The sequence below is a fragment of the Slackia exigua ATCC 700122 genome, assembly GCF_000162875.1.
In the GTDB taxonomy this organism is placed as follows: Bacteria; Actinomycetota; Coriobacteriia; order Coriobacteriales; family Eggerthellaceae; genus Slackia; species Slackia exigua.
Map to the genome: position 1 here is coordinate 1,282,332 of NZ_GG700630.1, position 25,691 is coordinate 1,308,022.

The window sequence follows — 25,691 nt, forward strand, 5'->3', positions numbered from 1 at the left end:
TCAGATACCTAGTTTGAAGGATGTGCGAATAAGGATGATCTGCGGATGAACCGACGTGCGGTCTTAGTGGTCATTGTGGGATCTCTGCTGTTGATCGCCTCTATATTCGCGGCCTTCGGAATCGGGCTCGCGGATATTTCGCCACGTGTTGTCCTGGAGGTTTTCTGGTGCAAGATTTCCGGAAGCCAGGGTTCGTTCAGCCCACGTGACGAAGTGATCGTTTGGGATGTCCGCGGCGCGCGCATAGTGCTCGCCGCAATCGTCGGAGCAGGTCTTTCTATTTGCGGTGCCATCATGCAAAGCCTGGTGCGCAATGTGCTGGCAGACCCGTATCTGCTGGGCACTGCATCGGGTGCGTCTGCTGGTGCAGCCCTCATCTTGGTGTTCGGAATCGGCAGCGCGTTCGGATTGGCCGGTGCGGCATTCATCGGTGCCGTCATCGCCACAGTCGCGGCGTTCGCGATCGCCTCGACGGGCGGCACCCTGACATCCAGTCGCGTGATTCTCGCGGGCATTACGATCGGTTTTGCCATGACGGCGCTCACGAACCTGATGGTTTTCGCATCCGGCGACGAAGGCGCTGCACGCTCGGTGATGTTCTGGATGCTTGGATCTCTGGCGCTTGCGAACTGGGACCAGATGCTGCTTCCGGTTCTTGCGCTGCTGGCAACGATGATCGTCGGAATGGGAATAGGATCGGGCCTGGATGCCATATCGGTCTCTGATGAAACCGCGCAGGTCAGCGGCTTTCATCCGCAACATCTGCGGATGGCGAGCATGCTTTTGATATCGGCATGCGTCGCCGTTCTGGTGTCGGTGGCCGGTCAGATCGGTTTTGTGGGCCTGGTGATTCCGCATGCGGCACGCCGTTTAGTGGGCGCTACCAATAGATCCGTGATTCCCGTATCGGCGCTGCTCGGCGCGACGCTGATGGTCTGGGCGGATGTTATCGGACGAATCGCTTTCCAACCGAGGGAGATTCCCATCGGCATCATTACCGCACTGGTCGGGACCCCCGTCCTCATCGCATTGGTGCGCCGGCAGTATAGCCGAAGCGGCGGGTTGGAAACGAAAAGGAAGTCAGGGAAACAGGGAAGGGATTGAGAAAGGAAGATGATGAAAACAAGGATGATGAAGCAAGTGGGAGCAGCGTTGGCCGTCAGCGCCGTGCTGGTCGGTTGCCTTATGGGTTGTTCGAATTCCGCCGACAACTCGACCGAAGCGTCGTCGGCGTCGATGGATGCTGCGTATCCGGTGACGTATACCTACGGTGGTCGCGAAGTCACGTTCGACGAGGCTCCGAAGAAGATTCTCACTTCCGGGCCTACTTCGGCCATCTATGCGGCCGAGCTTGCAGAAAAGGGACAGTTCGCGTATCGCTCGGGCGAGTTCAAAGATCCGAATCCGGAAGCCGATGCCATGGGAACCGAAATCATTTCGGACAGCGAGCTGAGCACCGAGAGCATCATTTCCCAAGATGTCGATCTCGTCATTACGGATACGTTCACCGGATTCGATCCTGAAAAGGTGGAAGCTGCCGGAATCAAAGTGATCATGCCGAACTCAGGCGTCGCGCACGCGAAGGCCGACGGCGCTGGATCCCTGGTGGTTCCGGAAGGGACTCCGTTCGAGCTTATCAGCAGTGATTTGCGTGAACTTGGCAAGGTGCTTGGACAGCCCGAGCGCGGCGAGCAGAAGGCCGAAGAGTTCGAACAGCAGATGGTAGAGCTCGACAAGTCGAAGCCCGGTAAGGGAAAGACCGCAGTGATGCTGTTCTACTTCTCTCCGGAATATCCCGTGATGTCGGTCAGCAATGCAAGCATCGAGGGCCAGATGATGGAGCATTTGGGACTGGAGAACATCTTCGCCAATGAAGAAGCTCCGTATCTCGAAGAGGTGAATTGGGAAGCCGTGCTTGAAAAAGATCCGGATGTGATCATCGTCAAATATGGCCGCACCGGCTCTACCTTCGAAGAGGATAAGGCTCGACTGCTCACCGAGCCGGGCGCCGATACCATGAAGGCGGTCAAGGACGGCAAGATCATCGGCATCTCCAACCATAACACCTGGCCTACGCCGAAAATGATGGATGCGATGCAGACCATTTCCGATGCTCTGAAATAGGAATTCATGGCGCTTTTCGACTGCAAAGACGTAACGTTCCGCTATGCGGGAACCCGAGAGGCAAATCCCACGCTGAGTGGGGTTTGCCTCTCTATCCCGCACGGTTGCGTCTTCGGGATAATCGGGCCGAACGGATCGGGCAAATCCACGTTCTTGAAATGCCTGTACCGTTCCATGAACCCGACATCCGGTGATATCGTGTTCATGGACGATGCGCTGAGCAGCTACTCCACGAAGCGGCTGGCAAAACGGATGGCCGTCGTGGTGCAGACGGAATCTGCATCGATCCCGCTGACGATTCGCGAGTATGTGCGCCTTGGGCGCGCGGTGTATCGCAACGTGTTCGAAGGCTTCACCGCAAAGGATGAGTCTATTGTGGATGAGGCTCTTGCTGAGCTGGGGATAGAAGAAATACAGAACCGTCCGATCACAGGGATAAGCGGCGGCGAATACCAGCGCACTATGTTAGCACGAGCCCTAGCTCAGCAAACCGATGTCCTTCTTCTAGACGAGCCGACGAATCATCTTGACGTTTTTCAGCAGCATAAGATCCTTCAAACCGTGCGCACGAAAAACCTTTCGGCGGTGGTCGTCTTGCATGACTTGAATCTTGCTGCTCGGTATTGCGACTACCTGGCCGTTCTTGACGATGGTGCCGTAGTCGACACGGGCACTCCGGATGAGATACTGCGCGCGGATCTTATAGAGAAGGTTTACCGGATGTCCGCCAAGCGTTTTGTCGTGGATGACGTGCTGCAGCTCGTTATGCTGCCGCTCGAATCGTGAGGCTGCATCTAATTCGGTAGGTGCGTCGTCGCCATCTTGGAAGAAGAGGGCCACGTAATCTCCGAGCAAGACAGTGCGGTATCCTAGACGTGTGAGGCCGTCCACTCTCGAGAGCCTATGTTTCACGATGCCGTCGCGTAGCTCTTCAAGGGTTTTCTCCCACTCTGTTGTCGCAAAATGGGAGAGCGCTAACTCAGCGGGCCGCTTGAACAGCGGCTTTATTTATTCTCAGGTGCACGGAATCATCCCGAAAGTGGAACTCACCTGGAACTCAACACTGAGTTCTACTTTAGTACACGATAGTGAAGAATACACGAGGGGACGCAGGAAGTAAATCCTTTGAGCCAGGGGACCCCCTTTACTCAGAAAAGGACTGAGCCTACGTCGAAATCGGGTCCTTCGGACCGAACCCCGAGTTAACTGAGTAGCAAAATCGCAAACCAAAGAGTAAATAAATTAACCTGCGAAAACGATACTTCGACTACTGGCGTTGAGTTCAAAGTTCCGTATCGGGGCATGCAGGATAGAGCATAAGCCGCGATGCGGTTGGCAGGGGTCTAGAATTCCTTTGCGACTCTTGCTGCAAATCGCCCGGTTTTCTCTTATTTAGGAGCGCAATGTGGAAACTGAGTATCTTCTTCGACGGGTTGGACAGCGTCGGTCTCTCCAACCGGCATTACCTATTCTTACCTGCGTTCGACAAAATAATTTACAGAGAGCAGATGTGGCGACTTTACGGTCTTAATCTACGATTCGGTAGCTCGCCGTCTCCTCTGTGCAACATTTCCCGCAATTCACACTGATTGTCGCAACGAGGAAGACTTCTCCCGAGAATGCTTTTCGATATTGATGCTAGCGGTGTCGAACAATTTCGATAGCCTTGGAATTGCATAGTTCTCTCCCCTATGAAAGCCAACGGAATCACGCTGGAATCATACAGATGCAGACTACTCGTCGCCCAAAGCCGACCTCGCCTAAAAAAGCGATGCGAAACACGATGCGGATATCCCAAATGCGCCGTGAGAAGAAGGCAAGCAATCTGGAGTTTTGCGCATGACCAAATCATATTAGAGCCGTCGATGCGAATTAGACGACAGTCTAAGGCATCATGGATTTCCATACGAAAAAGAGAGAACCCAGATGGAGGGAATCCGGGTTCTCGGATAAGCCAGCGCTGGTAAGGCGAGAGCGAAACTAGACTTCGGCCTGTCTGGTCGGAACGACGTCCTGCTCTTCGGCAGCAGCACGCAAGTCGGCGTAAATGCCAAGATGATCTATCTCAGCTGCCGGACAAACCTCATCGCACTTGCCGCACTGAATGCAGTCAAACAGGCCGTTCTGCACAGCCTCGACCACGCGGTTGCCCTGGTCGTTCGGATCGTAGAAGCGAAGGCCCAAGGCAACCAGGCCGGCCGGGCCGACATAGCCGTTCGAGCCAGAGGGGCTGTTTACCACCGGGCAGGAAGACACGCAGAGCATGCAGCGCGCGCACCATTCGATTCCCTTGGCCTTGTCGACGACCGCGGGGTCGTACTCGGTATCGATTTCATCTAGCGAAAGCGGCTGATAGCGCTGGCGGTCGTAAATGGCGGAAATGCGATTCTGGAATTTACTGCGGTCGACGATGAAGTCCCTCACGACGGGGAAGCCGTTGAGCGGAGCAAGGGAGATGCTACGGTCGGAATCGATGACCGTGTAGCACGCCAAGCAGGGCTCCCCGTCAAGCATGACGCCGCACCGGCCGCACACGCGGCCGCGGCAGCTGTAGTCGAACGCGATGGGGTCGTAGTTTTCATAAATATACATGAGAACTTCGAGCACGGTGATGTACTCGTGCCAGGGCACGTCGTAGGACGCCTCATAAGGCTCGGGATCCTTGGAGGGATCAAAGCGCAAAACGGTGACCTTCATGCCGCACTCTCCTTACTTCTTGCTCGGCCAGGGATTGTTGATGATGTCGAGAACTTTATCGCGGTCGAAGACGGAGAAGTCGAAGTCGAACTTTTCGGTGGAGATCTGTCCGTCCTTCATGGTCACGCCGATGGCGCACAGGAAGTTTTCGTCGTCCTTCTCGGGATAGTCGTCGCGGATGAAAACGCCACGTGATTCCTTGCGCGCCATGGCAGCGACGGTGGTTGCCTCGGCGAAATCGAGCAGGTTGACATTCTCGATGGCCTGCTTCCATTCGGTGTTGTAGACCATGGTGTCGCTGCGCAGGGCCATGCGGGGCATATCTTCCTCTCGGATGCGGCGCAGCTCGTCGAGACATACCTGCATGTCTGTCTCGTTCTTCATGACGCCCAGGCCCTTGTTGACGGCGGCTTGAATGGCATGGCGGATCTGATGTGGATACAGTGGGTCGTCAACCTTAGCCGTACGCAGGCTTTGAAGGCGGTCGTACTCGTCCTTGAGTGCGGTCCAAACCTCGTCACCTGGAATCGGTGCGGAATCGGATCGGGCGTAATCGACGGCGTTGCGCATGGCCATGACGGATCCGAAGAGGCTGTTGTTCGTTTGGCGGTAGAGCTTGGAGGGGTTGGCCCAGAATAGGCCGGGGATGTCGGTCATGAAGCTGCCGTCGGCCACAGGGTGGCCGACGGTATCAGCCTGCTCGACGATTACCTCAATGAGATCCTTGCGAATGTCGAACCCGAACTTTTCGCGCAGAGGGTCGATGTTACGGGCGTAGTACTTGCCGAACTTCTTGATCTCCTCGGAGGGTACGCCGTCCTTGTCTCGAAGGTCGACGTACACGCCCCCATGCTCGCTGCCCTTTCCGTCGCGAACCTTCTTGGCGACTTCAGCAATATAGGTATTGCGTGGAATCGGGGACTCCATCTCGCGCATCCAGAAGTTGCCGTCTGCGTCGCAGACGCTGTCTTTGTACAAGGGATCGTTTCCTAGGGCTCCGTTGTAGGAGTAGGCGATACCTGTGGGATAAATCATGATCAGATCGTAGATATTGAGCTCCATGTTGTGGAGACGGGCGCCGTGGCGCAAGGCCATGGCATCCAAGTCGCCCGTGTTGTCGGGGGAATTGATAGTGCATGCGGAAACGGTCACCCAGCCGTTCATCCAGGCGCCACCGCCGGCAGTGGAGATGGTTGCCTTGGAGCGGAACACGCGCATGACGCCGTTGAGCAGGTCGATGCCCATCGCTCCGACGCACTTGCCGTCCTGGACAAGCAAGTTAGTGATCATGGTGTTGTTGACTACGTTCACGCCGCGCGCCGCCAGCCAGTCGGCCCCATGTCGGGTGTACACGCCTTTCGCGCTGAAGTCGTTGGCGACGGGTTTTTTGACCAGGGCTCCATCCGCGTTTCGCTCGAGGAAAGTCGTGCCTTGGTTGACGCAGCGGGGAACGCCACCTTCCTTGCCTGCACAGTCGTCAACGGCCTTGGCAACGTTCTGGTTGACTAAGCCGGCACCGGCGAAGATGTCATATTTGACTGAAGTTGCGGGGTCTTGGACCTCACTGATAACCGCGTACCAATTCATGCCCGCAGCGCCGCCGTGTCCCATGGTGGATTTCTCAACGACGATGGCGTTTATGCCCTTTTCGATGGCCTCCTGTGCGGCATTCATGCCGCACAGGCCGCCTCCTATGATCAAAACATCGGTGTCATAGGTCTCGTAGTTTACCCCTTCCAGGTCGGCAACGGCCGAGCCAGCTTCTGAGCCTGGATTTTTTGGCACGCAGCCGGGAAGAGCGCTGGCGGCGAAGATGCCTGTGGCGATAAGCGCGCTGCCCTTAAGGAGATCACGCCTGTTGAAGGCGTTCCTTGGTATGTTTGTTTTTTCGCTCTGCATAAGAATCTCCCTTCTCCATAGACCCAAAAACAAACCTACACTTCCAACGCCGTCCCTCGCTCGACGGTGGTGTCTTCACATCGCGTAGCCGTTTGGCATATATACAGAGCAAAAAAGCCACAATAAATCTCTATTTCCCCTATTATCCTCATACTAAAAGGTTTTAAAACCAAAAGCAAGAAATTCCCCTGAGCCCCCTCTAGACCAGCTTGAGGGACTAATCGGATTTTGGCATGTCAAACGCAGTTTCGCCGAGCCATGCGAGATACCCCAGCCGCCACAAGGTCCCTTCTCGGCAATAAACAAGGAACCCCCCTGCTGGGAGCAGATGAATTTAATGCACTTCGCTTGTTCGCGTGTGATAGAACTCTCTAAACCGGGGCGTATTCGGATTACGTATAGCACGATCCAGCGCGAAGGCCGCCTTTTCATCTTGCTTTCCGATAGGTTGGACATCATGCAGAAGACGGCGAGGAGCCCCTGCGATTGTCCTTCTTGAGCCCGGAATGGGACTTGAGGAAGTGCTTCGCGAGGTGGCAGAGGCGATTGGCCTGCGTGATCGGGCTTTTCTTGTCGGACAGTTTGCAGATTTCCTCCGAGTTGTATACAAATTCACTCGACTCCTTCTCGACCCCGGCGCGGGACGCCTTCATGGTCTTCTCGGAGTTCGTTTTGCCAAGCTCCCACAGGAAGACCGCTGGCTTGGCGTCGCATCCGACTCCTATGCACATCTGGTTGCGCGAGAATCTGCGGGGTAGCTCTCGTCGATCCTGGCGGCATCGCGCAAGGCGACCGGGAATAGGTTTCGTCAATCTGGAAGTTGCCGGACAGGACCGCATCGTCCTGCATGCCGGAAAGCACTACGAACAGCTTGCCTCCAGTATGGATGCGCGGTGACGCTGCACCTATCTTCCCTTGTCGTCGACTCAAGGCCGTCACGAGAGAACAGCTGCGCGAGGAAGTCGGTCCATGTCGAGATCGGAAGCTTGCGATCCTTGAAGACGATGCCGGCAACAGACGTGAAGTAACTCACACAGCCCCTGCAGACATACCTTCGCATGCCTATTTTGGAAAGCTCGCCTTCATGACCTTGGGAAGACGGACGTTTTTTGGACACCTCAGACGGCGACCCCCCATCTCCTCTCGATGCTCGCGCATCGTCTTCCATCCCAGCGCCTTCTTGAGCTTGCGGTCGCGGTACCAGACGATGTAGGCGCCGAGCTCGGCGGCGAACTCCTCGCAGCCCACCCCCGTCCAGTCTCTCGCGTAGAAGAACTCCTGCTTGAGGGTCCCGAAGAACCCCCCGGCCCGTGCGTTGTCCGGCGACCGACCCTTGCGCGACATCGAGCGGGCGAGGCCCAGGTCCCTGCAGGCGGCCGCGACGCTAACGCCGGCCGCCCTCGCCGCCCCGGCCGCCGCCGCCTTCTCCCGGCGGCTCAAAGAGCCAGGGCCCGGTGCTTTCAGGACGTCCAACGCCGCGCCCATCTCGATGCGCTTGCGCTCCAGGGCCGCGAGGCGCTCCCGCGGGTCCTCGGGCAGGTCCGCCGCCCAGTCGCGCCACTCGGCCCGCTCCCCGCCTCCGGCGGGCGTCCTCTCCTCCGGCCCTCCTATGCCCCGGTCCTCGCGGGAAGGCATACCGCGCGACGCGCGCGCCCAGCGCGAGACGAGGCATCCGGAGGACACGCCGAGCCTGCGGGCGGCGACCGGCGGGGAGACCCCCGCGCGCACGAGCCCGGCGGCCTCCCTCCTCGTCGCCTCGGGGGTACCTGCGGCGCCTGGCCCGCCCGCGGGCGGAGCCCCTCCGGCGCAGCTCCGGCGGGTCGCGCGGGCCTCGGGCCTCCTCCTCCAGCCACTTGCGCAGGGTCTCGTCGCAGGGGAACCCGGGCAGCTCCCTGCACGCCGTGTGCACGCGCAGGCCGCTGGCGTGGAACTGCGCCAGGACCGCCTCCTTCTCCCTCTTGGAATGCATTCCGGCTCCTTCCCGAGGAGCCGTCCGGAGCGTCCAGGATTTCGCCCGTTGTCCCGAACTCTTAAAAGTTGGAATCGAGAGCCCCGTCGCGTGCGCGGATTCTCAGAACTCCCCGAAATTGGAATCTGCTCGGGCGTGCGACTCGAATGTACAGCACGAGCATGCAGCGCAGGCATGCAACTCTAACATGCGGTTCGGACGCACAGCAGACATGCGGCTCGGACATACGGCAGGCATTCGACTCGGGCATGTAGCTTGGGCATATAACTCGAGCGTGCAGCGCAGGCATCAGCTCGGGAGTTCGTCGATCATGCGGCGCAGCTGGTCTGACGTTCGGGTTGCGCAGCCGGGGTCATGAGGGGTCTGGCGAAGGGCGGTCGCCGTGCCGTTGGACGCCTTCGATTTGGCGAAGGTCGAATCCGTCACGCAAAGGTCACGTTCGTCACGCTGGGGCCATGCGTGTCGGACGTCCTCTCCGTGTTTTTCGGTACCTTTTTCGTGCAGTGCTGTACGCTAGGGGATATCGAAGGGAAATGGAGGGGTTTCATGACCGAACAGGACATGTGCGCGTCGAACGGTCTGCAGCGCAGCTCGCTTGTCACGCTGTGCCTGGCCGTTCTGGGATTCGCCGTGTTCCTTTCCGCGGTTTGGACGGCGCGCAGCGACGCCGCCGGGATTCCTGATTACACGGTGCATATCGCACGATTCGTCAAGGTTGCGGGCTGCCTCTGCATCGCATGGCTGTTCCGTAGCTCCGTTCCGTCCGTGAAGAAGCTCTTTTTCGTGAGCACGGCGTGCGTGGCTATCCATCTTGTCGCTTATACCCTGCTCGCCCTTCTCGACCCTTCGCGTGGAGAAGTCCTGCCTCTCAATATCTTTTCGGGGTTGTTCGCAGGCATAGGGGAGGCGGGTATAACTCTCCTTTTCGCGCATCTGATCGCCTCGTTCGATGCCCGACTATCTTCCGTTGCCCTTCCTGTCGCCTATCTGCTCAACGAATTTTTCTATGCGACCTGCCTGTATCTGCCTCCCGAGGCGGTGCTTGCCGCGCGGCCCGCGTGTAAGGCCCTCGGCATCGTGTTGCTCGCCGTGTGTCTGAAGAGGAAGACGCACGCGCGTTCGGAACGGGAAAATCCCATGCAGTACGGCTTGCCGCACAAGAGCAGCGAGGAGCAGGTGCTTTCGTTTTTGAGCCAAGGCAGGGAGTGGGCGCTTCTGTTCGTGAGCGCGACGCTGTTCCCCTTCGTGTTCGGCCTGGTGGCCCACATCTGCTCATCCGAAGGGATGAAGTCCGGCCTTTACGATTCGACGAATGAGATATTCGCGCTTGCCACGCTGGCTTTGCTCGTCATATACGGATCCTTGAGAGGAGAGAAGCTGAGCTTCACCGAGATGCTTTGTTATTCGGTCCCATTGTTTGCTACGGGCTGCGCGCTGCTTCCTTTCCTTTGGTTGACCGATTCCCCTCTTTCCGGCAGCATGGTGAAGTGCGCCTACACGATATTCCAGGTTATGTTCTGGATGATTCTGGCGCAACGGGCCTACGACGACCCCCGGCATGTCTACCTGTATTTCGGGCTGTATTACGGCTTGTTCGAGCTTGCGACCGCCCTTGCACGCCTGATCGCATCCGGTTTGAACGAATGGTTCTATGCCAATGCGGGGCTCATTTGGGCTATTGCGTGCGTGTGCCTGTGGCTCATGGCTCTTTACGGGCTTTTCTTCTTCCTGATAGGAAGTCGTATGGGGATGAGGACAGATGTCGTTCGCGGGATGGATGCTTCTCATAAGGAAGGCGCCGCCCTCGAAGGAATCGATCTCGAAGGCGGCATCAGCAACGCCGCGTTGGGCGAGGCGTGCGAAAGGGGCGCATCCGAAGCTCCGGCGGATATTGAGCGTGAGAGGGAAAGGCACGCGGTCGTGAATTTCGCCGACAGGCTCGAAGCGTTCTGCAAGGAATACGGACTGTCGGCGCGCGAGCAGGAAGTTCTGGTCGAGGCGGTTCACGGATACAGCATGGACGGAATCGGCCGTAAGCTGTTCATATCCCGAGAAACCGTGAAGACCCATCTTCGCCATGTGTACCTCAAGGCGGGCGTTGCCAACAAGCAACAGCTTATCGAATTCATCGATAGGTACGCCGTTCGCTGATATACGGTTCCTTCGCTTTAATCGGCCTATGCGCAAGCGGTCCGCCGTTCGGGCTGGTTGAAGTCCGGGCTGTCGGAGGCTCGAGCCTGTCGGTTTTGCTTCGACGAGGGCACGATTTGCCCGGAATGGAAGCGGTCGACATCCGAATCAACCGGTTTACCCTGGAAAGGGGGACGCGCCTCGAGCGCTGGTCAAGCACTCTTTTCACATCGGCGCCCCGCGAGCGGTTCGCGAGGCGTTTTAGGGAAGGGAGCATCATATGGACACCGGTTCTACGCGTAGGAACTTTCTTGCGATGATGGGTCTCGGAGCCGTTGGCGTCGGCGCGGCCCTGGCCGGATGCGCGCCCCGCACGGCCAATTCGTCGTCGGGTTCAGGGTCGTCGAACGATACCGGAACATGGGACGAGGAATTCGACGTCATCGTATGCGGCGCCGGCATCGCCGGGCTTTCGGCGGCGATAACCGTCGCCAAGGAGGGCTCTGGGCAAAGCTGCCTTCTTATCGAAAAGGAGGCATCAGCCGCGGGCTGCTCTCCCGTGTGCGCCGGAGACTTCCTCGGTCGAGACGAGAATAACGAATACCCCTTGCAGTATCTCAAGGATTGCGCCACCACGCCGATCGGACAGAGCATTCCCGATGATGTGCTCGAGTCGTTCTGCGAGGGCATCAACGAGAATCTCGATTGGGTGCTTTCCCTCGGAGCCACGCTGGATATGCTCGACTCGACGCGCGGCGTTTACGACATGAACGAAGAGGGGAACGCGCGGGGTGACTTGTCTTCGCGGCCCAAGTCCGAATATCGCGAATTCGCCAGCTGGTGCGCGCCTGAGTACAGCTTCAACGATAAGGCAGAGCCGCCGTTCAACCACGTGTACAACTTCCTGAACTATGTGCGCGAAAGCGATTATCCGGGAATCGAATACCGGGCGAGCACTCCGCTCGAGGACCTTGTGCAGGACGGGGAGGGCCGCGTGACCGGAGTCGTCGCCAAAGGCAAGCGCATCAAGGCGAACAAAGGCGTCATCATGTGCACGGGCGGATACGAGCACAACGAGGAATTCCTCGAAGGGTTCTGCGGCTGCGGCAGCGCGATTTCATTCGCGATGACGGGCAATACCGGCGACGGGCATAAGATCTGCGCCCGCCATGGAGCCGACTTCTGGCACATGCATAATGCGGCCGGATTCTGGATGGCCGGGCGCAACCTCGATAATTCGGCATTCTCGAACGGAGCTCTGGCGAGCCATACGTTCAAACGGTTCGGCATCACCGTGGCGAAGAACGGCCGCCGCTTCTATATGGATTGGGATGGGCATAAGTCCCTCGACGTTTCCAACGATGCTCTTTCGGATGATTTGAGCCGGCATGTGGGCAGCCGTCATGGCGTCATGCAGTTCGGCGGCGAATGGAGCCATCTGCCTATGCCGTCCATCGGATGGTTCGTCTTCGACGCGGATAGCTACAATAACGCGTTCGACTTCGATACGGTGGGAACGACCGACCCCGTTTCCGACGGCTGGTTGTATAAGGCCGACAGCATCGAGGAGCTTGCGGATATGTGCGGAGTGCCCGCCGACGAGCTCAAAGACACCGTCGATGCATGGAATCGTTCATGCGAAGAAGGGAAGGACCTGGCCTTCTATCGTCCGGCCGATACCCTGACTCCCGTCGCGACGGCTCCGTTCTACGCGCAGCGCTGCGCGCCTGCGATGCTCAATACCGACGGCGGTCCGAAGCGGTCTGCAAAGGGAGAGATCCTGGATTACGAAGGCAATCCCATTCCCGGCTTGTATGCCGCTGGAGAGTTCGGTTCCGTGTGGGGCTATCTCTATCAGGGAAACGGTAACGTCGGGGAGGCCATGGCGTTCGGCCGCATTTCCGCGCGCAACTGCATGCAGTCTGCCTGATTCATGCGGCCTAGAGCTTGTTCGGCATGCTCGTGCGATAAACGACGCGCAGGTCAGGTGTTTACAATCTGGCCTAAGAATCCTGAGGCCCCCTCCTCGGAGCCCGCCGCATGTGCGGCGGGCTCCATTTTTCTGAGGTTCCCTAGGAGGTTGTCATTCCCGATAATGAAGGGAGGGGCTCTTCGTCGGGATGGGTATAGACTGAATCGCTGCATCTGGCTGCTAGCACGGAGCGGTAGCCTCGAACGGAGGGGTCTCCGATGCCTGCTGATTCGGAGGGTGTTGACTATAATTTCGGTTCGGATAGCCAGGTCGAGTCGAGGAGAGCCATGAAAAAGAGTTTGCCTGCAACGATGGGCATTTTCCTCCTATGCTGGTATTTTTTCTCATTTACCTACGGGCTCGTGCTATGGAGGAAATGTACCTTTCGCATGCGAACGTTACTTTGCATTCGGATTCGTATTTCGGAGGCCTCGAAGAGTGGGTCGGCATGTTTGCAAAAGCGCGTGCAGATTTCATAGTAATGTGCAGCGAGATATCGACTCGTGGGTTGGCTTCTGGAAGCCCCCTAGGGGCGATAATCTTCTTTTTCTTCGTTTGCTGGTTTCCGTCCCTTGTCATCAGTGGTCTTATTGCCGGTGTTGTTGCTGCGGTATACCGCGCTGGCTCCTATGTGCGCGGTAAGCCGGGCCGTTCGGAAGAGTAGTGCGTGGCTTGCTGCAAAAGCTGGGGAATCCGCATGGGTTCGGTTCAAAAAGAAGGCCGCTGAAATCGGCGGCCTTCGGCGGTTCTATCGCTGCAATCATATGCATGGTGGTTAATCGCGTTCGAGGATCTTACGCCTGCTCGGCAAGCATCCCTTCGAGCGTGCGCCAGGCGAGCTCGGCGCATTTGACGCGTGCGGGCATGCGCGAGATGGTTTCGAGCTCGGCGGCCTCGTCCAGATCCTCTCGGTCCTGGTCGAAAAGCTCTTTGCCCTGGACCATCCCGATGAACAGCTTGCAGAGCCTCTGAGCCTCCTCGATGCTTTCGCCGGTGATGAGATCGGCCATCATGTCGGCCGACGCCTGCGAAACGGCGCAGCCATGCCCGGTGAACGCCGCTTCTTCGATCGTGCGACCGTCATCGCCGAGGCGAAGCTTCAGCACGAGTTCGTCTCCGCAGCTCGGGTTGATTCCCTCGTGTTCGTGGGTCGCGTTTTCCAGATCGTACTTGTAGTCGGGGTGGGCGTTGTGTTCCATGAGCGCGGCAGTATAGATGCTAGGCATTGAACATACTCCAAACGGTCTTGAGCGCATGAATGAGCGCATCGATATCGCGGCGCTCGTTGTAGAACGCGAATGACGCGCGGCAGCAGGATGGCACGCCGAGCCAGGTGAGAAGCGGCTGGGCGCAGTGATGTCCGGCCCTGATGGCGACGTCTTCGCCGTCGAGGATGCCCGACACGTCGTGCGGGTGCACGCCCTTGACGTTGAAGCTGACCACGCCATGATGCGCGGCCGCGTCGTCCGGCCCCACGATCTCGATGAACGGAAGCTCGGCCATCCGGCGCATGCATTCCGCCACGAGCGCGGCCTCGCGCGCCTGGATGTAGTCGAAGCCGACCGAATCGATATAGGAAAGCGCCATGCCTGCGGCATAGATTCCCGCCGCATCCTGCGTGCCGGCCTCGAACTTTTCGGGAACAGGGGACCAGACGGCATCTTCCTCGGTGACGGAATCGATCATCTCGCCGCCCGTGAGGAACGGCGGCATAGCGTCGAGCAGCTCTTTCCTGCCCCAGAGCACGCCGACGCCCATGGGACCGAAGGCCTTATGGGCGGAGAACGCGAAGAAATCGCAGCCGATCTTCTCCACGTCGACGGGCATATGGGGGACCGACTGCGCGCCGTCGACGATCATGTACGCTCCGGCCTCATGCGCCGCCTGGGCGATCCTCTCGACGGGGTTGAGCACGCCGAGCACGTTCGAGATGTGCACGACGGAGACGATCTTGGTCTTCGGCCCGATCTTCGCGGCGATCTCTTCATCCGTGATGACGCCTTGGTCGTCCGGGCGCAGGTAGACGAGCGTGGCGCCTGCGGCACGGCAGGCCTGCTGCCAGGGGATGAGGTTGCTGTGGTGCTCCATGATGGAGATGCAGACCTCGTCGCCCGGTTCGAGCACGGTGGGTGCGAACGCCTTGGCCGCCATATTGAGGGCTTCCGACGCATTGCGGCAGAAGACGATCTCGTTCGCTTCATGCGCGCCGATGAATTCCGCGGTCTTCTTGCGGGCATCGCCGATGGCCATCGTCGCTTCGAACGACAGCTTGTACAGCCCGCGCAGGGCGTTCGCGTTCATGGTCTCGTAGAACGAACGCTGGGCATCCAGCACGACGGAGGGCCGCTGGGCCGTGGCCGCCGAGTCGAGGAACGCGAGCTCGGGGTGCAGGGAAAGCAGCGGGAAATCGCAGCGGAACGGGCTGGTGGAAAGGTCGGTCGGATCGAACGCTATGCACTTGGGGCCGCTCATTGCTCGACCCCCTCGTAATCTCCGAGGAGCGTCTTGCCGAGGCGCACGACACTGGCCCTGACGGTCTCGTCGACGGCATTGATCTCGGCGTTTTCGATTTGCGCACGCGCGAACATAGCTTCGGCCGCATCGGGGGAAAGGCCGCGGCATGCCAGATAGAACTTCTGCTCGGGACGGATATGCCCGATCGTCGCGCCATGGTTGCCGGCGACGTCGTCTTCGGAGCAGAGGATGACGGGAACCGTGCGGTTGTGCGCGCCGTCATCGGCGATGAGCACCGTTTCCGATTCATGGCCGTTGGCGCCCTTGCAGCCGCGGATCAGATCGATCGTGCCGCGGAGCGTCTTGACGCTTTCGCCGGCCAGCACGCCGTTGGCATTCAGTTCGGACATCGTGCGTTGGCCGTGATGGCGGATGACGTAGTTGAAGTCGAGCTCGTTTTCTCCGTGGCCCAGATAGCGGGTGTCCACGTCGATGTCGGAGGAGGTGCCTCGCAGGTCGCAGGCGAGCCCCGTGTAGGATTCCCCGGCGCCTAGAACGGTATGCCTGACCTCGACCTTTGCGGACTCGTCGAGCACATAGCCCTCGTCGTCGAAGCACTGCCAGGAATCGTCGGCCGTCTGGATGGCGGTCACGCGGACGACGGCGTCCTTGCCGGCGAATACGCGCAACGTCGCACCGATGGCACCGACTCCCTTAGTCGGGGTGTCGAAGGCGATCGCGATATCGACGTGCGCGCCTTCGTGGGCCACGACGTCGACGGCGGCCGTGTTGACCGCCCCGTCGATGCCGTTGAGGCGGACGGTCGCCGCGCCTTCGGAGCCTTCGGGGGCTTCCACGACGATGACCTCGCCGGCGGCTTGGAGCAGGAATGCTCGCGCATCCGCGCCCATGCCCGTCTCGAACGCGGCGGCGACGGACGCTGCGCGCTCGGTTTCGGCGGCATCGATCTGATAGCGGGAATATGCCGTGTCGCGCACGCCGTCGGTGTCGTCGTCGGCTTCGCCCGCAAGATCCTGCGCGCTGATGCGCGTCGCATAGGTGCGCGCCGAAAGCGCGTCCACAGCCGTATCGAACGCATCGCCCTCAAGGTCTGTGAGCGCGACGGCGGTCACAGAAAGTGCGCTTTCGCCCTCGGGCACTTCGACGATGGCGTCATGCGCCTGGATAAGGTCGGCGGGGGTTTCTATGTCCGCGCCGTTCATGCTCAGGCGATGCCACGTGGGAGCGGGCATCGGGCTGGCGTTTTGCAGGGTAATGGCGTCCATCCTAGCCGATCGCCCCTTCCATTTCGAGTTTGATCAGGTTGTTCATTTCGACCGCGTATTCGAGCGGGAGTTCTTTGGAGACCGGGTCCGCGAAGCCGTTGACGATCATCGTGCGGGCCTCTTCCTCGGAGATGCCGCGGCTCATCAGGTAGAAGATGGTGTCGTCGCCGATGCGGCCGATCGTCGCCTCGTGTCCGATGTCCACCTTCTTGCAGCGGACGTCCATCGCGGGAATGGTGTCGGATCGGGAGACGTCGTCGAGCATGAGCGACTGGCAGGAGACGCTGGCCGCGGAATCGGTCGCGTTCGGCGTGGCCACCACCGAGCTGCGGAACGTGGATACGCCACCGCCCTTGGAGATGGACTTCGTCTCGATGGCCGCCGAGGTCTCGGGGGCCGCGAGCACGACCTTGCAGCCGGTGTCGAGGTTCTGTCCCTGGCCGGCGAAGGTGATGCCGGTGAAGGTGCAGCGGCTCTTGCGTCCTGCGAGGATGGACATCGGATACAGGTAGCCCACGTGGCTGCCGAACGACCCGGATATCCATTCTACCGAGCCGCCCTCGTCGCAGCGGGCGCGTTTGGTGTTGAGGTTGTACATGTTCTTCGACCAGTTCTCGATCGTCGAATAGCGCAGGTGGGCACCCTTGCCGATGAAGAGCTCGACCGCGCCGGCGTGGAGGTTGGCCACGTTGTACTTCGGCGCCGAGCACCCCTCGATGAAGTGCAGGTCGGCGTCATCTTCCACGATGATGAGCGTATGCTCGAACTGGCCTGCGCCCTTGGCGTTCAGACGGAAGTACGACTGCAGCGGGAAGTCGAGGCGCGTGCCCTTCGGGACGTAGACGAACGATCCTCCCGACCATACGGCGCCATGGAGCGCGGCGAACTTGTGGTCGGTGGGCGGGATGAGCGTCATGAACTTCTCGTGGATGAGCTTCTCCCACTCGGGCTCGTGCAGGGCCTCTTCGATGCCGGAGTACACGATGCCCATTTGGGCGGCGGATTCCTGCACGCTGTGATAGACGAGCTCGGAGTCGTACTGGGCGCCGACGCCCGCGAGGTAGGCGCGTTCGGCCTGAGGGATGCCCAGGCGGTCGAACGTGTTCTTCACGTCGTCGGGAAGGCTTTCCCAGTCGCTTTTCTGGTCGGTGTTGGGCTTGACGTAGGTGACGATGTTGTCCATGTCGAGCCCGGCGATCGACGGGCCCCAGTCGGGGGTCGCCATGCGATGGTAGGTTTCGAGGGACTTCAGGCGGAAGTCGAGCATCCACTGCGGCTCGTCCTTGCGGCTCGAGATCTCTTCGACGATTTCAGGGGTCAGGCCGGCGTCGACGCGTTCGAAATCCTTCTCTTCGTAGCGGAAGTCGTACATCGAACGGTCGATGTCGGCGACCTCGGTGCGTTTCTTAGGCATGGGGAAGCCTCCTATTCGGCGTCCGCCGCGGCGCGCTCGATGAGCGCGGCCAGGAGCTCTTCGTCATGGGATGCGGCTTCCGCTTCGGCGGCGGCGAACTGCTCGAAGCCGTTCTCGTCGATGGACTGGACCATGCTCGCATCGCCTTCGGCGATCATATGCCCGCCCATCATGACGTGGACGCGGTCGATGCTCAGGTGTTCGAGGATGCGCGTGTTGTGGGTGATGACCATCAGCGTGCCGTTGCAGCGGCGGCGGTAGGCTTCCATGCCGCGGGACACGACGCCGAGGGCGTCGACGTCGAGACCGGAGTCGGTTTCGTCGAGGATGGCGAGCTTAGGCTGAAGGAGCAGGAGCTGGAGCATCTCGACCTTCTTCTTCTCGCCGCCGGAGAAGCCGACGCCGAGCTCGCGATCGAGCCAGGCCGGATCCATGTCGAGCTCTTCGCAGAGGTCTTTCAGGAGCTTGCGGAACTGCTTGCCCTTGAGGTCGGCGCCTTCTCGGCCCGCGACGGATGCGCGCAGGAAGCTGGACAGGGGCACGCCGGGAATCTCGACCGGAGCCTGGAAGCTCAGGAAGAGCCCGGCGCGGGAGCGTTTGTCGGGGGAGAGGCCGGTGATGTCTTGGCCATCGAATTCGATCGAGCCGCCATTGACGGTGTAGACGGGATCGCCCATGACCACGTGGCCGAACGTCGACTTGCCCGTGCCGTTGGGGCCCATGAGGACATGGGTCTCGCCGGCGGCGAGCTCGAGGTTGACGTTCTTCAGGATGAGCTTGTCGTCGACCGATGCGAACAGGTCGTTGATCTTGAGAAGCGGTTGCGCCATGGGAAAGCCTTTCCGGAGAGCTTTAATTCCTATAAAAATTATATGATTAAAATAAACGGACGGCTCCATATGTCAATATGGACAGCGCGCAAAAGGCGGGAAAACCCGCGTCGCGCACGACCGGAACACAATTGCTACGCATCTAGGTGCGTTTCGATCGAAGGAGCGAGGATGCTTGTCACGACGAAAGGGCGCTATGCCATGCGTCTCATGGCGGACGTCGCTCACCATTTCGAGAAAGAGGGAACGCCCCTTTCTCTGCGCGCCGTGGCCCAACGCGAAGGCATCTCGATGAAGTACCTCGAGCAGCTCGCCCGTCCACTGGTCAAGTCAGGCCTGCTCAAAAGCGTGCGTGGGAAGGGAGGCGGCTATGTGCTCGCCGAGCCGTCCGCCGCGATCCGTGCGGGCGACATCCTGCGCGCGGCCGAGGGGAACGTCCTTCCCGTGTCGTCATGCGACGGCGTGACCTTCGATTGCGCGCGCATCGCCGACTGCGCTTCGGTGAAGTTCTGGATCGGTCTCGACCGCGTCATCGAGGACTACGTCGACGGCGTCATGCTGAAGGACATCATCGACGAGGGCGACGTGTTCTTCGATGTGGACAAGATCAGCCAGATCGTGGCGGCGAAGCTCTTGGAAGAAGATGCGGAATGAACGCACCGGGAAGCGCCGCGGATCCGATCTTCGTCAAAGAGCAGGAGCATCTGAACGAGACGTATGCGAAGCTCAAGCGCATAGAGGATGTGCAGGTCGCGAAGCTTGCGAACATCATGCGCGCCGCTGCGGCGGATAAGAGCTCGATGAGCGATGATCTCGGCCTCGATACGGCCGATCTGGACCATTCCTTCGAAGCTCAGGTGGAACTCGAGGGAATGAACCAGGTCATCGACGAATACAACGCCGCGGCCCGCGTGGCTTCCGAAAACCTCTCCCGTGCGCGCCAGCTCCTTGCGCAGCCGTACTTCGCCAAGGTCGAGCTTCGGTTCAAGCCGACCGACCCGGTCAAGGACATCTATATCGGATCGACGGGCATGACCGACGAGAACCGGCGGCATTTCGTCATCGATTGGCGGTCTCCGGTCGCGGAGACGTATTACAACCGCGACATGGGGCGGACCTCGTATGAGGCGAACGGGCGCACCATCGTCGTCGATTTGGAGAACCGTCGCCAATTCGATATCGAGGCCGACCGTCTGAACGCGTACTTCGACACGTCGGTCGCGATCGAGGATCCTTTGCTGCTCGCTTCCCTCAAGAAGCACCGGTCCGCTCGGATGCAGGCCATCACGGCCACGATCCAGAAGGAGCAGAACGAGGTCATCCGCCATGAAGACGTGCCGGTGCTGCTGGTCGACGGCATTGCGGGATCCGGCAAGACGTCGGTGCTGATGCAGCGCATCGCATATCTGTTCTACCGCGAACGGGAGACGCTCGATCCGTCCGACGTGCATCTCTTCACGCCGAACCCGGTGTTCAGGCGCTATATCGACGACGTGCTTCCCCAGATGGGCGAGAGCAATCCGCATTCGACGACCTGGGCGCGGTTCGCGCGATCCCTCGGCGCGACCGATCGCGGCATGCGTGCCGACGAGCTGTCCGCGGACGACCTTGCGCGCATCGATGGAATGCTCGACGGGTTCCGCTTCGAGGTCGGCGACTTCCGTCCCGTCGTGCTTCGCACCGGACGCGCGGTGCTCACGGCTGCCCAGATCCAGGGCGTCTTCGATAAATTCGGGCGCATACCCGCGGGTCCGCGTCTGTTCGCTGCGGTCGAGGAAGAGCTTTTCGATCGCTTGACCAACCGCGTGAAGCAGGCGGCCCATACCGAATGGGCGGAAGACGAGATGCTCGGGCTCGACGAAGGCGAGCAGCGCCGCCTGTTCAACGAATACGGCGACCCTTTGTCCGACGAGGAAACGGCATCGCGCATCCGCATCTACCTGGACGACCTGCATGCCGATGCCTTCAAGACGCTCGAGACCTTCGGATGGCTCAACGTGGACCGCGTCGCGCGCCGCCTGATCGGCCGCGATAACCTGACCACGGCGGAATGGCTCTACCTTAAGACGGCCATCACGGGCATGGGGGATCCTTGGGCGCGCTACGTCATGGTGGACGAGGTGCAGGACTATACATCGGCCCAGCTCGCAGTGTTGGCGCGGTACTTCCGCTCGGCGCACTTCATGCTGCTGGGCGACGAGAATCAGGCCATCGTCGCGCATACCGCGACCTACGGCGAGATCCGCCGCCTGTTCACGCGTGCGTTCGGGTCGGCGGATGAATGCCGGCTCATGACGAGCTATCGCTCGTCTCCCGAGATCACGGCCCTGTTCGCAGGTCTTCTGGATGCAGACGCGCGCATCGAGGTCAATTCCGTGCAGCCCGAAGGCATGGCGCCCGCGTTCGTGGAGGCGGCATCCGATGAAGCGTATGCGCAGGCCCTTTGCGAAGCGGTTCGCGATGCGCGGTCGGGCGACGGGCTCGTGGCGCTCGTGGCCCGGTCGAAGCAGGAGCTGAAGCGTATCGAGCGCATCCTGGGCGAGGACGCGCCTCGCGTCATGCGCGGCGACGAGCCCCTTCCCGAATCCGGCATGGTCGCGCTCGAGGTCTCCCTTGCGAAGGGGCTCGAATTCGACCACGTCGTCATCCCCGACGCATCGTCTTCGGCCTATCCGCCCGACGACGATATCGCGCGCCGCTGCCTCTATGTCGCCCTGTCGCGTGCGACGCGCCGCCTGACGGTCCTTTCGAAGGGTCCGGCGACCCCGCTTCTCTCGGGTCTGGCGTGATTCAGGATGTTTTCAGACGGGCAGGTGGGCGCCCGTCTTCGGCGTTACAATATCCTATCGACCGAAACGCATGCGAGCCGGCTTTCACGAGGCCGTGCGCCGACGCACGTCGTCGCTTCTCGCATCGAGCCCATCGGGGCGTATTGATCCGAGCGCGTCCGCGATCGCGGAGGCGCCTGAAGGAGGAACCGTAAGATGTGCGGCATCGTTGGATACACCGGCACCTCGCAGGCCACAGATATCCTGATCGACGGCCTGAAGCGCATGGAATACCGCGGCTACGATTCCGCAGGCATCGCGGTGCAGACGGATGCGGGTCTCGTGGTCAGGCGCAAGGTGGGGAAGGTATCCGGCCTTGAAGCCATCGTCGCGTCCGAGCATATCGAAGGCACCTGCGGCATCGGGCATACGCGCTGGGCGACCCACGGCCGCCCGAGCGAGCGCAACGCGCATCCCCATACCGACTGCTCGGGACGCTTCGCCGTCGTCCATAACGGCATCATCGAAAACTTCGCCGCGCTGAAGGAAGAGCTTGCCGGGCGCGGGCACGAGTTCAGAAGCGACACCGACACCGAGGTCATCGCGCACCTGATCGAGGAGGCATACGAAGGCGATCTGCTCGATGCCGTGCGCATGGCCACGCGCAGGCTCGTCGGCGCGTACGGCCTGGCCGTCACCTGCACGTTCGAGCCCGGCGTCATCGTGGCCGCGCGCAAGGATTCTCCGGTCATCATCGGCGCCGGCGAGACGGGCGCGATCGTGGCGAGCGATATCGTGGCCATCGTGGACGAGACGCGCGATGCCGTCGTCTTGGAGAACGATACCTTCGCGCGCATGGCCTGCGTGGACGGAGGGGTTTCAATCTCCTATCGCGATTTCGACGGCGAGGCGATCGAACCCGAGGTCATGCATGTCGACTGGGATATCTCGGCCGCCGAGCGCGGCGGGTACCCCGACTTCATGATGAAGGAGATCTTCGAGCAGCCGCGCACCATCCGCGACACCCTTGCGGGGCGCATGGTGAACGGCCATCTGAAGTTCGACGAGCTCACGCTCAATTTCGAAGAGCTCGCGGCCATCGATCGCGTCTACATCATCGCATGCGGCACCAGCTACCATGCCGGCCTCGTCGCGAAGAATCTGATAGAAGGCTGGAGCCGCATTCCGTGCGAAGTCGAGGTGGCGAGCGAATTCCGCTACCGCAACCCGATCGTCACGCCGTCCACGCTGGTCGTGGCCGTATCCCAGTCCGGCGAGACGGCCGATACGCTCGCCGCCATCCGCGACGCGCGCATCCGCGGCGCGAAGGTGTTCGGCATCACGAACGTCGTGGGCAGCCCGATCGCCCGCGAAAGCGACGGCGTCATCTATATCAAGGCGAACAAGGAAATCGCCGTGGCCGCCACCAAGAGCTTCCTCGGCCAGGTCGTCGCGCTGACGCTTCTGTCCATGCTGCTCGGCCAGGTGCGCGGGCTTCTGACGACCAAGCAGATCCGCATGCTCTTCCGCGAGCTCGCCGACACGGCGCTGCAGGTGGAAGAGATCCTGTCCGACCTCGCGCCCATCGACGAGGCGGCCGAGGCCTGCAAGGACGCGACGAGCGCCCTGTTCGTCGGGCGCGGCATCGGGGCCACGATCTGCTACGAAGGCGCCCTCAAGCTCAAGGAGGTCAGCTACCTGCACGCGGAGGCTTATGCCGCCGGCGAGATGAAGCATGGGCCGATCGCCCTGCTCGACGAGGGGTTCCCCGTCATCGCGGTGGCGACGCAGAGCCCCACGTACGACAAGGTGGTTTCCAATATCCAGGAATGCAAGGCCCGCGGCGCGCGCATCGTCGTCGTGGCCACCGAAGGCGACGAGGACATCAAGGAACACGCCGATTATGTGATCTATGTGCCGAAGGTGCGCGACTGCTTCAGCGCCGTCACGGTCAGCGTGCCGCTGCAGCTCTTCGCCCGCGCTATCGCCATCAAACGTGGCTGCGACGTTGATCAGCCTCGCAACCTGGCCAAATCGGTCACGGTCGAATAGGGGCGCGGCATGCCGGTCGGACTTGGGGTCGATATCGTCGAAATCGAGCGCATGGAGCGTGTGCTTGCGCGCACGTCGTCGTTCGTCTCGAAGGTCTTCACCGACGAGGAGCGTGCGTATTGCGAATCCAAGGGCAATGCCGCCGCGCGGTTCGCCGCCCGCTTCGCGGCGAAGGAAGCGGTGTGCAAGGCGCTTGGAACAGGCATTCTGGCCTGCGGCATCGGCATGAAGGACGTCGAGGTCTCGCACGACCGGCGCGGCAAGCCCGTCGCGGTGCTGCATGGGCGGGCGGCCGAGCTCGCCCGGGAGCAGGGCATCACGGATATCCCCCTTTCGATTTCATACACGCATGCGGTCGTCGTCGCGAACGCGGTCGCCATCACGAAGGCGGCGGAAGAGGACAAGGAACGTCGGCGCGATGTGAAGGCCGAGCTCGCAAGCCGATTCAAGGAAGCGCGCAGCATGCTCGACGAGCTCGGCTCGGAAACCGCGGAAGCCATCGAAGGATGTGATCGGGCGTGACGTTGCTGGACGACATCCGTCCTGCGCGCGGGAGTTCCTGCGTGGTGCCGCCCGAAGCGGCGGCCGACCTCGTGCCTCGGATACCTGCCGATGCCCATAAGTATTCGCGCGGCGTGTGCGAGCTGTATGTCGGAAGCAAGGACTATCCTGGCGCGGCGGTGCTTTCCTCCTGTGCCGCCAATAAGCTGGCCTGCGGATACGTTATCGCGTACACGACATCGAGGGCGCGGGCGGCCCTGCGGGCGCAGAGCCCCTCGATCGTGGTGCGCGACCATGCGTCGTTCGCCGAGGTACGGCATGAGGATGGGCCGCGTCGCCCGCGCGCGGTGGTCGTCGGATGCGGATTTCCCTCTTCGACGGCGCGCGACGGCCTCTTGCGCGAGCTGAGCCGTGCGTGCGCCCAAGGGGTCCCTTCGGTTTCCGAAAGGCCCGCCGCGGCATGTTCGCCCGAGAGCATCGCACGCGTGCTGGAACGTTCCGACTGTCCGGTGCTTCTGGACGGCGGCGCCCTGGATGCCATGGGATCGGGCGACGTGCGTGCGCTGCTCGAAAAGCGCACCGGCCGCACGACCGCCGTCATCACGCCGCATCTGGGAGAGGCGGCGCGCATCGCCCAGGCGATGCGTCTAGACGGGGATCTCGCGCCCGTGGCGCTTTCCCAGGCCATCGCCGAAGCGACTTCGACGATCTGCATGCTGAAGGGATCCGATGTCTGGATTTCGACGCCCGAGGGTTCGACCTATATCGTGGATGCGGGCACCTGGGCGCTTGCGAAGGCGGGCACCGGAGATGTGCTCGCCGGCGCCGTCGGGTCTCTGCTTGCGTACGGCATAATGCCGCTCGAAGCGGCCGTGCTCGGCGCGCATATCCATGCGTGCGCGGGACGGATGGCGGGAGAAGGCCTGGCCTTCGGGCCGACGGCCGAAGATGTGCTCGACCGTTTGCCGCAGGCTGCGGGCCGATTCATGAGGAGAACGTCATGAGCGATATCAAAGTCACGCTTCTGGATTCTCGCGACGAGTTCCTGCCGGGGCGCAGCGGCGGGCCCGTGAACGCACCGCTTCTCATCTCGGGCATCGTCTTGGTCCTGCTCGGCATCGCGAGCGTTCTCAATCCTGAAACGTTCCTGGCGGGCCTGTCGTACGCGGCGGGCGTCGGGTTCCTGTTCGTCGGAGCCGTCATGCTCGTCTCGTACCTGCGCGTGCGGGGAACGCTGCAGGAAAAAGGCGGGATATCCCTGTTCACGACCATTGCAGTGCTCGTTTTCGGCATCGTGCTCTGCGCGCATCCGCTCATCGGCGTGACGATCGCCGCGTGGATCGTCGGCCTCGGACTCGTCGTATTCGGCCTGGTGCAGATGTTCGTCGGCGTGCAGCTGCGTTCTTTCGGCGGCATCATGTGCGTCGTCGAGCTCGCGTCGGGCGTCTTCGAGATCGTTCTGGGCGGAGCCATGTGCATCTGGCCTGGCAGCTTGGGGCTCATCATCGGGCTCGTCGGCATCGTCTACGGAATCTCGCTCATCGCGTTCAGCCTGCCTATCGGCATCGATCACACCAACCGGCTCTGGTAGCCCT

Annotated in this window: 20 protein-coding genes; 11 read left to right on the forward strand and 9 right to left on the reverse strand. The window is 60.9% G+C overall.

The genetic code is table 11. From position 1 onward, the window contains the following. The first annotated feature begins 45 nt into the window (after nt 1-45). The 3 genes from HMPREF0762_RS05545 to HMPREF0762_RS05555 are packed head-to-tail and all read left to right on the forward strand — an operon-like array spanning nt 46 to nt 2,910. A complete protein-coding gene (locus HMPREF0762_RS05545; protein ID WP_006362526.1) occupies nt 46-1,104 on the forward strand; it encodes a FecCD family ABC transporter permease in 1,059 nt (352 codons plus the stop codon). A 27-nt stretch (nt 1,105-1,131) separates the two neighbouring features. Continuing rightward, nucleotides 1,132-2,124 (forward strand): ABC transporter substrate-binding protein, encoded by a 993-nt coding sequence (locus HMPREF0762_RS05550; protein ID WP_245935556.1) that lies wholly within the window; start codon nt 1,132-1,134, stop codon nt 2,122-2,124. A 6-nt stretch (nt 2,125-2,130) separates the two neighbouring features. Next, nucleotides 2,131-2,910: an ABC transporter ATP-binding protein gene (locus tag HMPREF0762_RS05555; RefSeq protein ID WP_006362528.1), complete on the forward strand. Its 780-nt coding sequence runs from the start codon at nt 2,131-2,133 to the stop codon at nt 2,908-2,910. Nucleotides 2,911-4,104: 1,194 nt separating this feature from the next. Here HMPREF0762_RS05555 and HMPREF0762_RS05560 read toward each other — a convergent pair. From HMPREF0762_RS05560 to HMPREF0762_RS08970, 4 genes are all read right to left on the reverse strand, one after another. Next, the gene (locus HMPREF0762_RS05560) at nt 4,105-4,821 is read right to left on the reverse strand and encodes a succinate dehydrogenase/fumarate reductase iron-sulfur subunit (protein ID WP_006362529.1); all 717 of its coding nucleotides are present in this window, start codon (nt 4,819-4,821) and stop codon (nt 4,105-4,107) included. 12 nt (nt 4,822-4,833) lie between these two features. Continuing rightward, nucleotides 4,834-6,720, reverse strand: coding sequence for an FAD-dependent oxidoreductase (locus HMPREF0762_RS05565; protein ID WP_006362530.1), 1,887 nt, complete (start codon nt 6,718-6,720; stop codon nt 4,834-4,836). Between the two features lie 455 nt (nt 6,721-7,175). Further along, complete coding sequence (locus HMPREF0762_RS09350; RefSeq protein WP_006362531.1) at nt 7,176-7,451, reverse strand: hypothetical protein; 276 nt, start codon at nt 7,449-7,451, stop codon at nt 7,176-7,178. Between the two features lie 331 nt (nt 7,452-7,782). Further along, the gene (locus HMPREF0762_RS08970) at nt 7,783-8,448 is read right to left on the reverse strand and encodes an IS3 family transposase (protein WP_050759679.1); all 666 of its coding nucleotides are present in this window, start codon (nt 8,446-8,448) and stop codon (nt 7,783-7,785) included. Nucleotides 8,449-9,235: 787 nt separating this feature from the next. Between HMPREF0762_RS08970 and HMPREF0762_RS05580 the strand changes: the two genes are divergently transcribed. Together HMPREF0762_RS05580 and HMPREF0762_RS05585 are read left to right on the forward strand one after the other, a co-directional pair. Beyond that, nucleotides 9,236-10,840, forward strand: coding sequence for a helix-turn-helix transcriptional regulator (locus HMPREF0762_RS05580; RefSeq protein ID WP_040619078.1), 1,605 nt, complete (start codon nt 9,236-9,238; stop codon nt 10,838-10,840). 259 nt (nt 10,841-11,099) lie between these two features. Beyond that, the gene (locus HMPREF0762_RS05585; protein WP_006362536.1) at nt 11,100-12,749 is read left to right on the forward strand and encodes an FAD-dependent oxidoreductase; all 1,650 of its coding nucleotides are present in this window, start codon (nt 11,100-11,102) and stop codon (nt 12,747-12,749) included. A gap of 836 nt (nt 12,750-13,585) precedes the next feature. Here the strand turns inward: HMPREF0762_RS05585 and sufU are convergent. The 5 genes from sufU to sufC are packed head-to-tail and all read right to left on the reverse strand — an operon-like array spanning nt 13,586 to nt 18,775. After that, a complete protein-coding gene (gene sufU, locus HMPREF0762_RS05595; RefSeq protein ID WP_006362538.1) occupies nt 13,586-14,017 on the reverse strand; it encodes a Fe-S cluster assembly sulfur transfer protein SufU in 432 nt (143 codons plus the stop codon). Next, nucleotides 14,010-15,263: an aminotransferase class V-fold PLP-dependent enzyme gene (locus HMPREF0762_RS05600; RefSeq protein WP_006362539.1), complete on the reverse strand. Its 1,254-nt coding sequence runs from the start codon at nt 15,261-15,263 to the stop codon at nt 14,010-14,012. Before HMPREF0762_RS05600 ends, sufU begins: the two co-directional genes overlap by 8 nt. Further along, on the reverse strand, nt 15,260-16,531 hold the full coding sequence (locus tag HMPREF0762_RS05605; protein ID WP_006362540.1) for a SufB/SufD family protein: 1,272 nt from the start codon (nt 16,529-16,531) through the stop codon (nt 15,260-15,262). The genes HMPREF0762_RS05600 and HMPREF0762_RS05605 overlap by 4 nt, the downstream gene beginning before the upstream one ends. Before the next feature lies 1 nt (nt 16,532). Then, nucleotides 16,533-17,945 (reverse strand): Fe-S cluster assembly protein SufB, encoded by a 1,413-nt coding sequence (gene sufB / locus HMPREF0762_RS05610; RefSeq protein ID WP_006362541.1) that lies wholly within the window; start codon nt 17,943-17,945, stop codon nt 16,533-16,535. A gap of 11 nt (nt 17,946-17,956) precedes the next feature. Then, nucleotides 17,957-18,775: a Fe-S cluster assembly ATPase SufC gene (gene sufC, locus HMPREF0762_RS05615; protein WP_009079265.1), complete on the reverse strand. Its 819-nt coding sequence runs from the start codon at nt 18,773-18,775 to the stop codon at nt 17,957-17,959. A 171-nt stretch (nt 18,776-18,946) separates the two neighbouring features. Between sufC and HMPREF0762_RS05620 the strand changes: the two genes are divergently transcribed. From HMPREF0762_RS05620 to HMPREF0762_RS05645, 6 genes are all read left to right on the forward strand, one after another. Continuing rightward, nucleotides 18,947-19,429: an RrF2 family transcriptional regulator gene (locus HMPREF0762_RS05620; RefSeq protein WP_006362543.1), complete on the forward strand. Its 483-nt coding sequence runs from the start codon at nt 18,947-18,949 to the stop codon at nt 19,427-19,429. After that, nucleotides 19,426-21,564 (forward strand): HelD family protein, encoded by a 2,139-nt coding sequence (locus HMPREF0762_RS05625; protein ID WP_006362544.1) that lies wholly within the window; start codon nt 19,426-19,428, stop codon nt 21,562-21,564. The genes HMPREF0762_RS05620 and HMPREF0762_RS05625 overlap by 4 nt, the downstream gene beginning before the upstream one ends. Nucleotides 21,565-21,759: 195 nt before the next feature. Continuing rightward, entirely contained in the window at nt 21,760-23,595 is a 1,836-nt protein-coding gene (gene glmS / locus HMPREF0762_RS05630; RefSeq protein WP_006362546.1) for a glutamine--fructose-6-phosphate transaminase (isomerizing), read from the forward strand. A 9-nt stretch (nt 23,596-23,604) separates the two neighbouring features. Further along, nucleotides 23,605-24,117 (forward strand): holo-ACP synthase, encoded by a 513-nt coding sequence (gene acpS, locus HMPREF0762_RS05635; protein ID WP_006362547.1) that lies wholly within the window; start codon nt 23,605-23,607, stop codon nt 24,115-24,117. Then, nucleotides 24,114-25,100: an NAD(P)H-hydrate dehydratase gene (locus HMPREF0762_RS05640; RefSeq protein WP_006362548.1), complete on the forward strand. Its 987-nt coding sequence runs from the start codon at nt 24,114-24,116 to the stop codon at nt 25,098-25,100. Before acpS ends, HMPREF0762_RS05640 begins: the two co-directional genes overlap by 4 nt. Next, nucleotides 25,097-25,687 (forward strand): HdeD family acid-resistance protein, encoded by a 591-nt coding sequence (locus HMPREF0762_RS05645; RefSeq protein WP_006362549.1) that lies wholly within the window; start codon nt 25,097-25,099, stop codon nt 25,685-25,687. Before HMPREF0762_RS05640 ends, HMPREF0762_RS05645 begins: the two co-directional genes overlap by 4 nt. Nucleotides 25,688-25,691 lie beyond the last annotated feature (4 nt).

What these genes read in the sequence shown, in the direction of transcription:
- HMPREF0762_RS05625 (WP_006362544.1), top strand. Translation starts at nt 19,426, where the DNA reads ATGAACGCACCGGGAAGCGCCGCGGATCCGATCTTCGTCAAAGAGCAG.
- HMPREF0762_RS05585 (WP_006362536.1), top strand. Translation starts at nt 11,100, where the DNA reads ATGGACACCGGTTCTACGCGTAGGAACTTTCTTGCGATGATGGGTCTC.
- HMPREF0762_RS05545 (WP_006362526.1), top strand. Translation starts at nt 46, where the DNA reads ATGAACCGACGTGCGGTCTTAGTGGTCATTGTGGGATCTCTGCTGTTG.
- sufU (WP_006362538.1), bottom strand. Translation starts at nt 14,017, where the DNA reads ATGCCTAGCATCTATACTGCCGCGCTCATGGAACACAACGCCCACCCC.
- sufC (WP_009079265.1), bottom strand. Translation starts at nt 18,775, where the DNA reads ATGGCGCAACCGCTTCTCAAGATCAACGACCTGTTCGCATCGGTCGAC.
- glmS (WP_006362546.1), top strand. Translation starts at nt 21,760, where the DNA reads ATGTGCGGCATCGTTGGATACACCGGCACCTCGCAGGCCACAGATATC.
- acpS (WP_006362547.1), top strand. Translation starts at nt 23,605, where the DNA reads ATGCCGGTCGGACTTGGGGTCGATATCGTCGAAATCGAGCGCATGGAG.
- HMPREF0762_RS05560 (WP_006362529.1), bottom strand. Translation starts at nt 4,821, where the DNA reads ATGAAGGTCACCGTTTTGCGCTTTGATCCCTCCAAGGATCCCGAGCCT.
- HMPREF0762_RS09350 (WP_006362531.1), bottom strand. Translation starts at nt 7,451, where the DNA reads ATGTGCATAGGAGTCGGATGCGACGCCAAGCCAGCGGTCTTCCTGTGG.
- sufB (WP_006362541.1), bottom strand. Translation starts at nt 17,945, where the DNA reads ATGCCTAAGAAACGCACCGAGGTCGCCGACATCGACCGTTCGATGTAC.
- HMPREF0762_RS05550 (WP_245935556.1), top strand. Translation starts at nt 1,132, where the DNA reads ATGAAGCAAGTGGGAGCAGCGTTGGCCGTCAGCGCCGTGCTGGTCGGT.
- HMPREF0762_RS05555 (WP_006362528.1), top strand. Translation starts at nt 2,131, where the DNA reads ATGGCGCTTTTCGACTGCAAAGACGTAACGTTCCGCTATGCGGGAACC.
- HMPREF0762_RS05565 (WP_006362530.1), bottom strand. Translation starts at nt 6,720, where the DNA reads ATGCAGAGCGAAAAAACAAACATACCAAGGAACGCCTTCAACAGGCGT.
- HMPREF0762_RS05620 (WP_006362543.1), top strand. Translation starts at nt 18,947, where the DNA reads ATGCTTGTCACGACGAAAGGGCGCTATGCCATGCGTCTCATGGCGGAC.
- HMPREF0762_RS05605 (WP_006362540.1), bottom strand. Translation starts at nt 16,531, where the DNA reads ATGGACGCCATTACCCTGCAAAACGCCAGCCCGATGCCCGCTCCCACG.
- HMPREF0762_RS05600 (WP_006362539.1), bottom strand. Translation starts at nt 15,263, where the DNA reads ATGAGCGGCCCCAAGTGCATAGCGTTCGATCCGACCGACCTTTCCACC.
- HMPREF0762_RS05645 (WP_006362549.1), top strand. Translation starts at nt 25,097, where the DNA reads ATGAGCGATATCAAAGTCACGCTTCTGGATTCTCGCGACGAGTTCCTG.
- HMPREF0762_RS05580 (WP_040619078.1), top strand. Translation starts at nt 9,236, where the DNA reads ATGACCGAACAGGACATGTGCGCGTCGAACGGTCTGCAGCGCAGCTCG.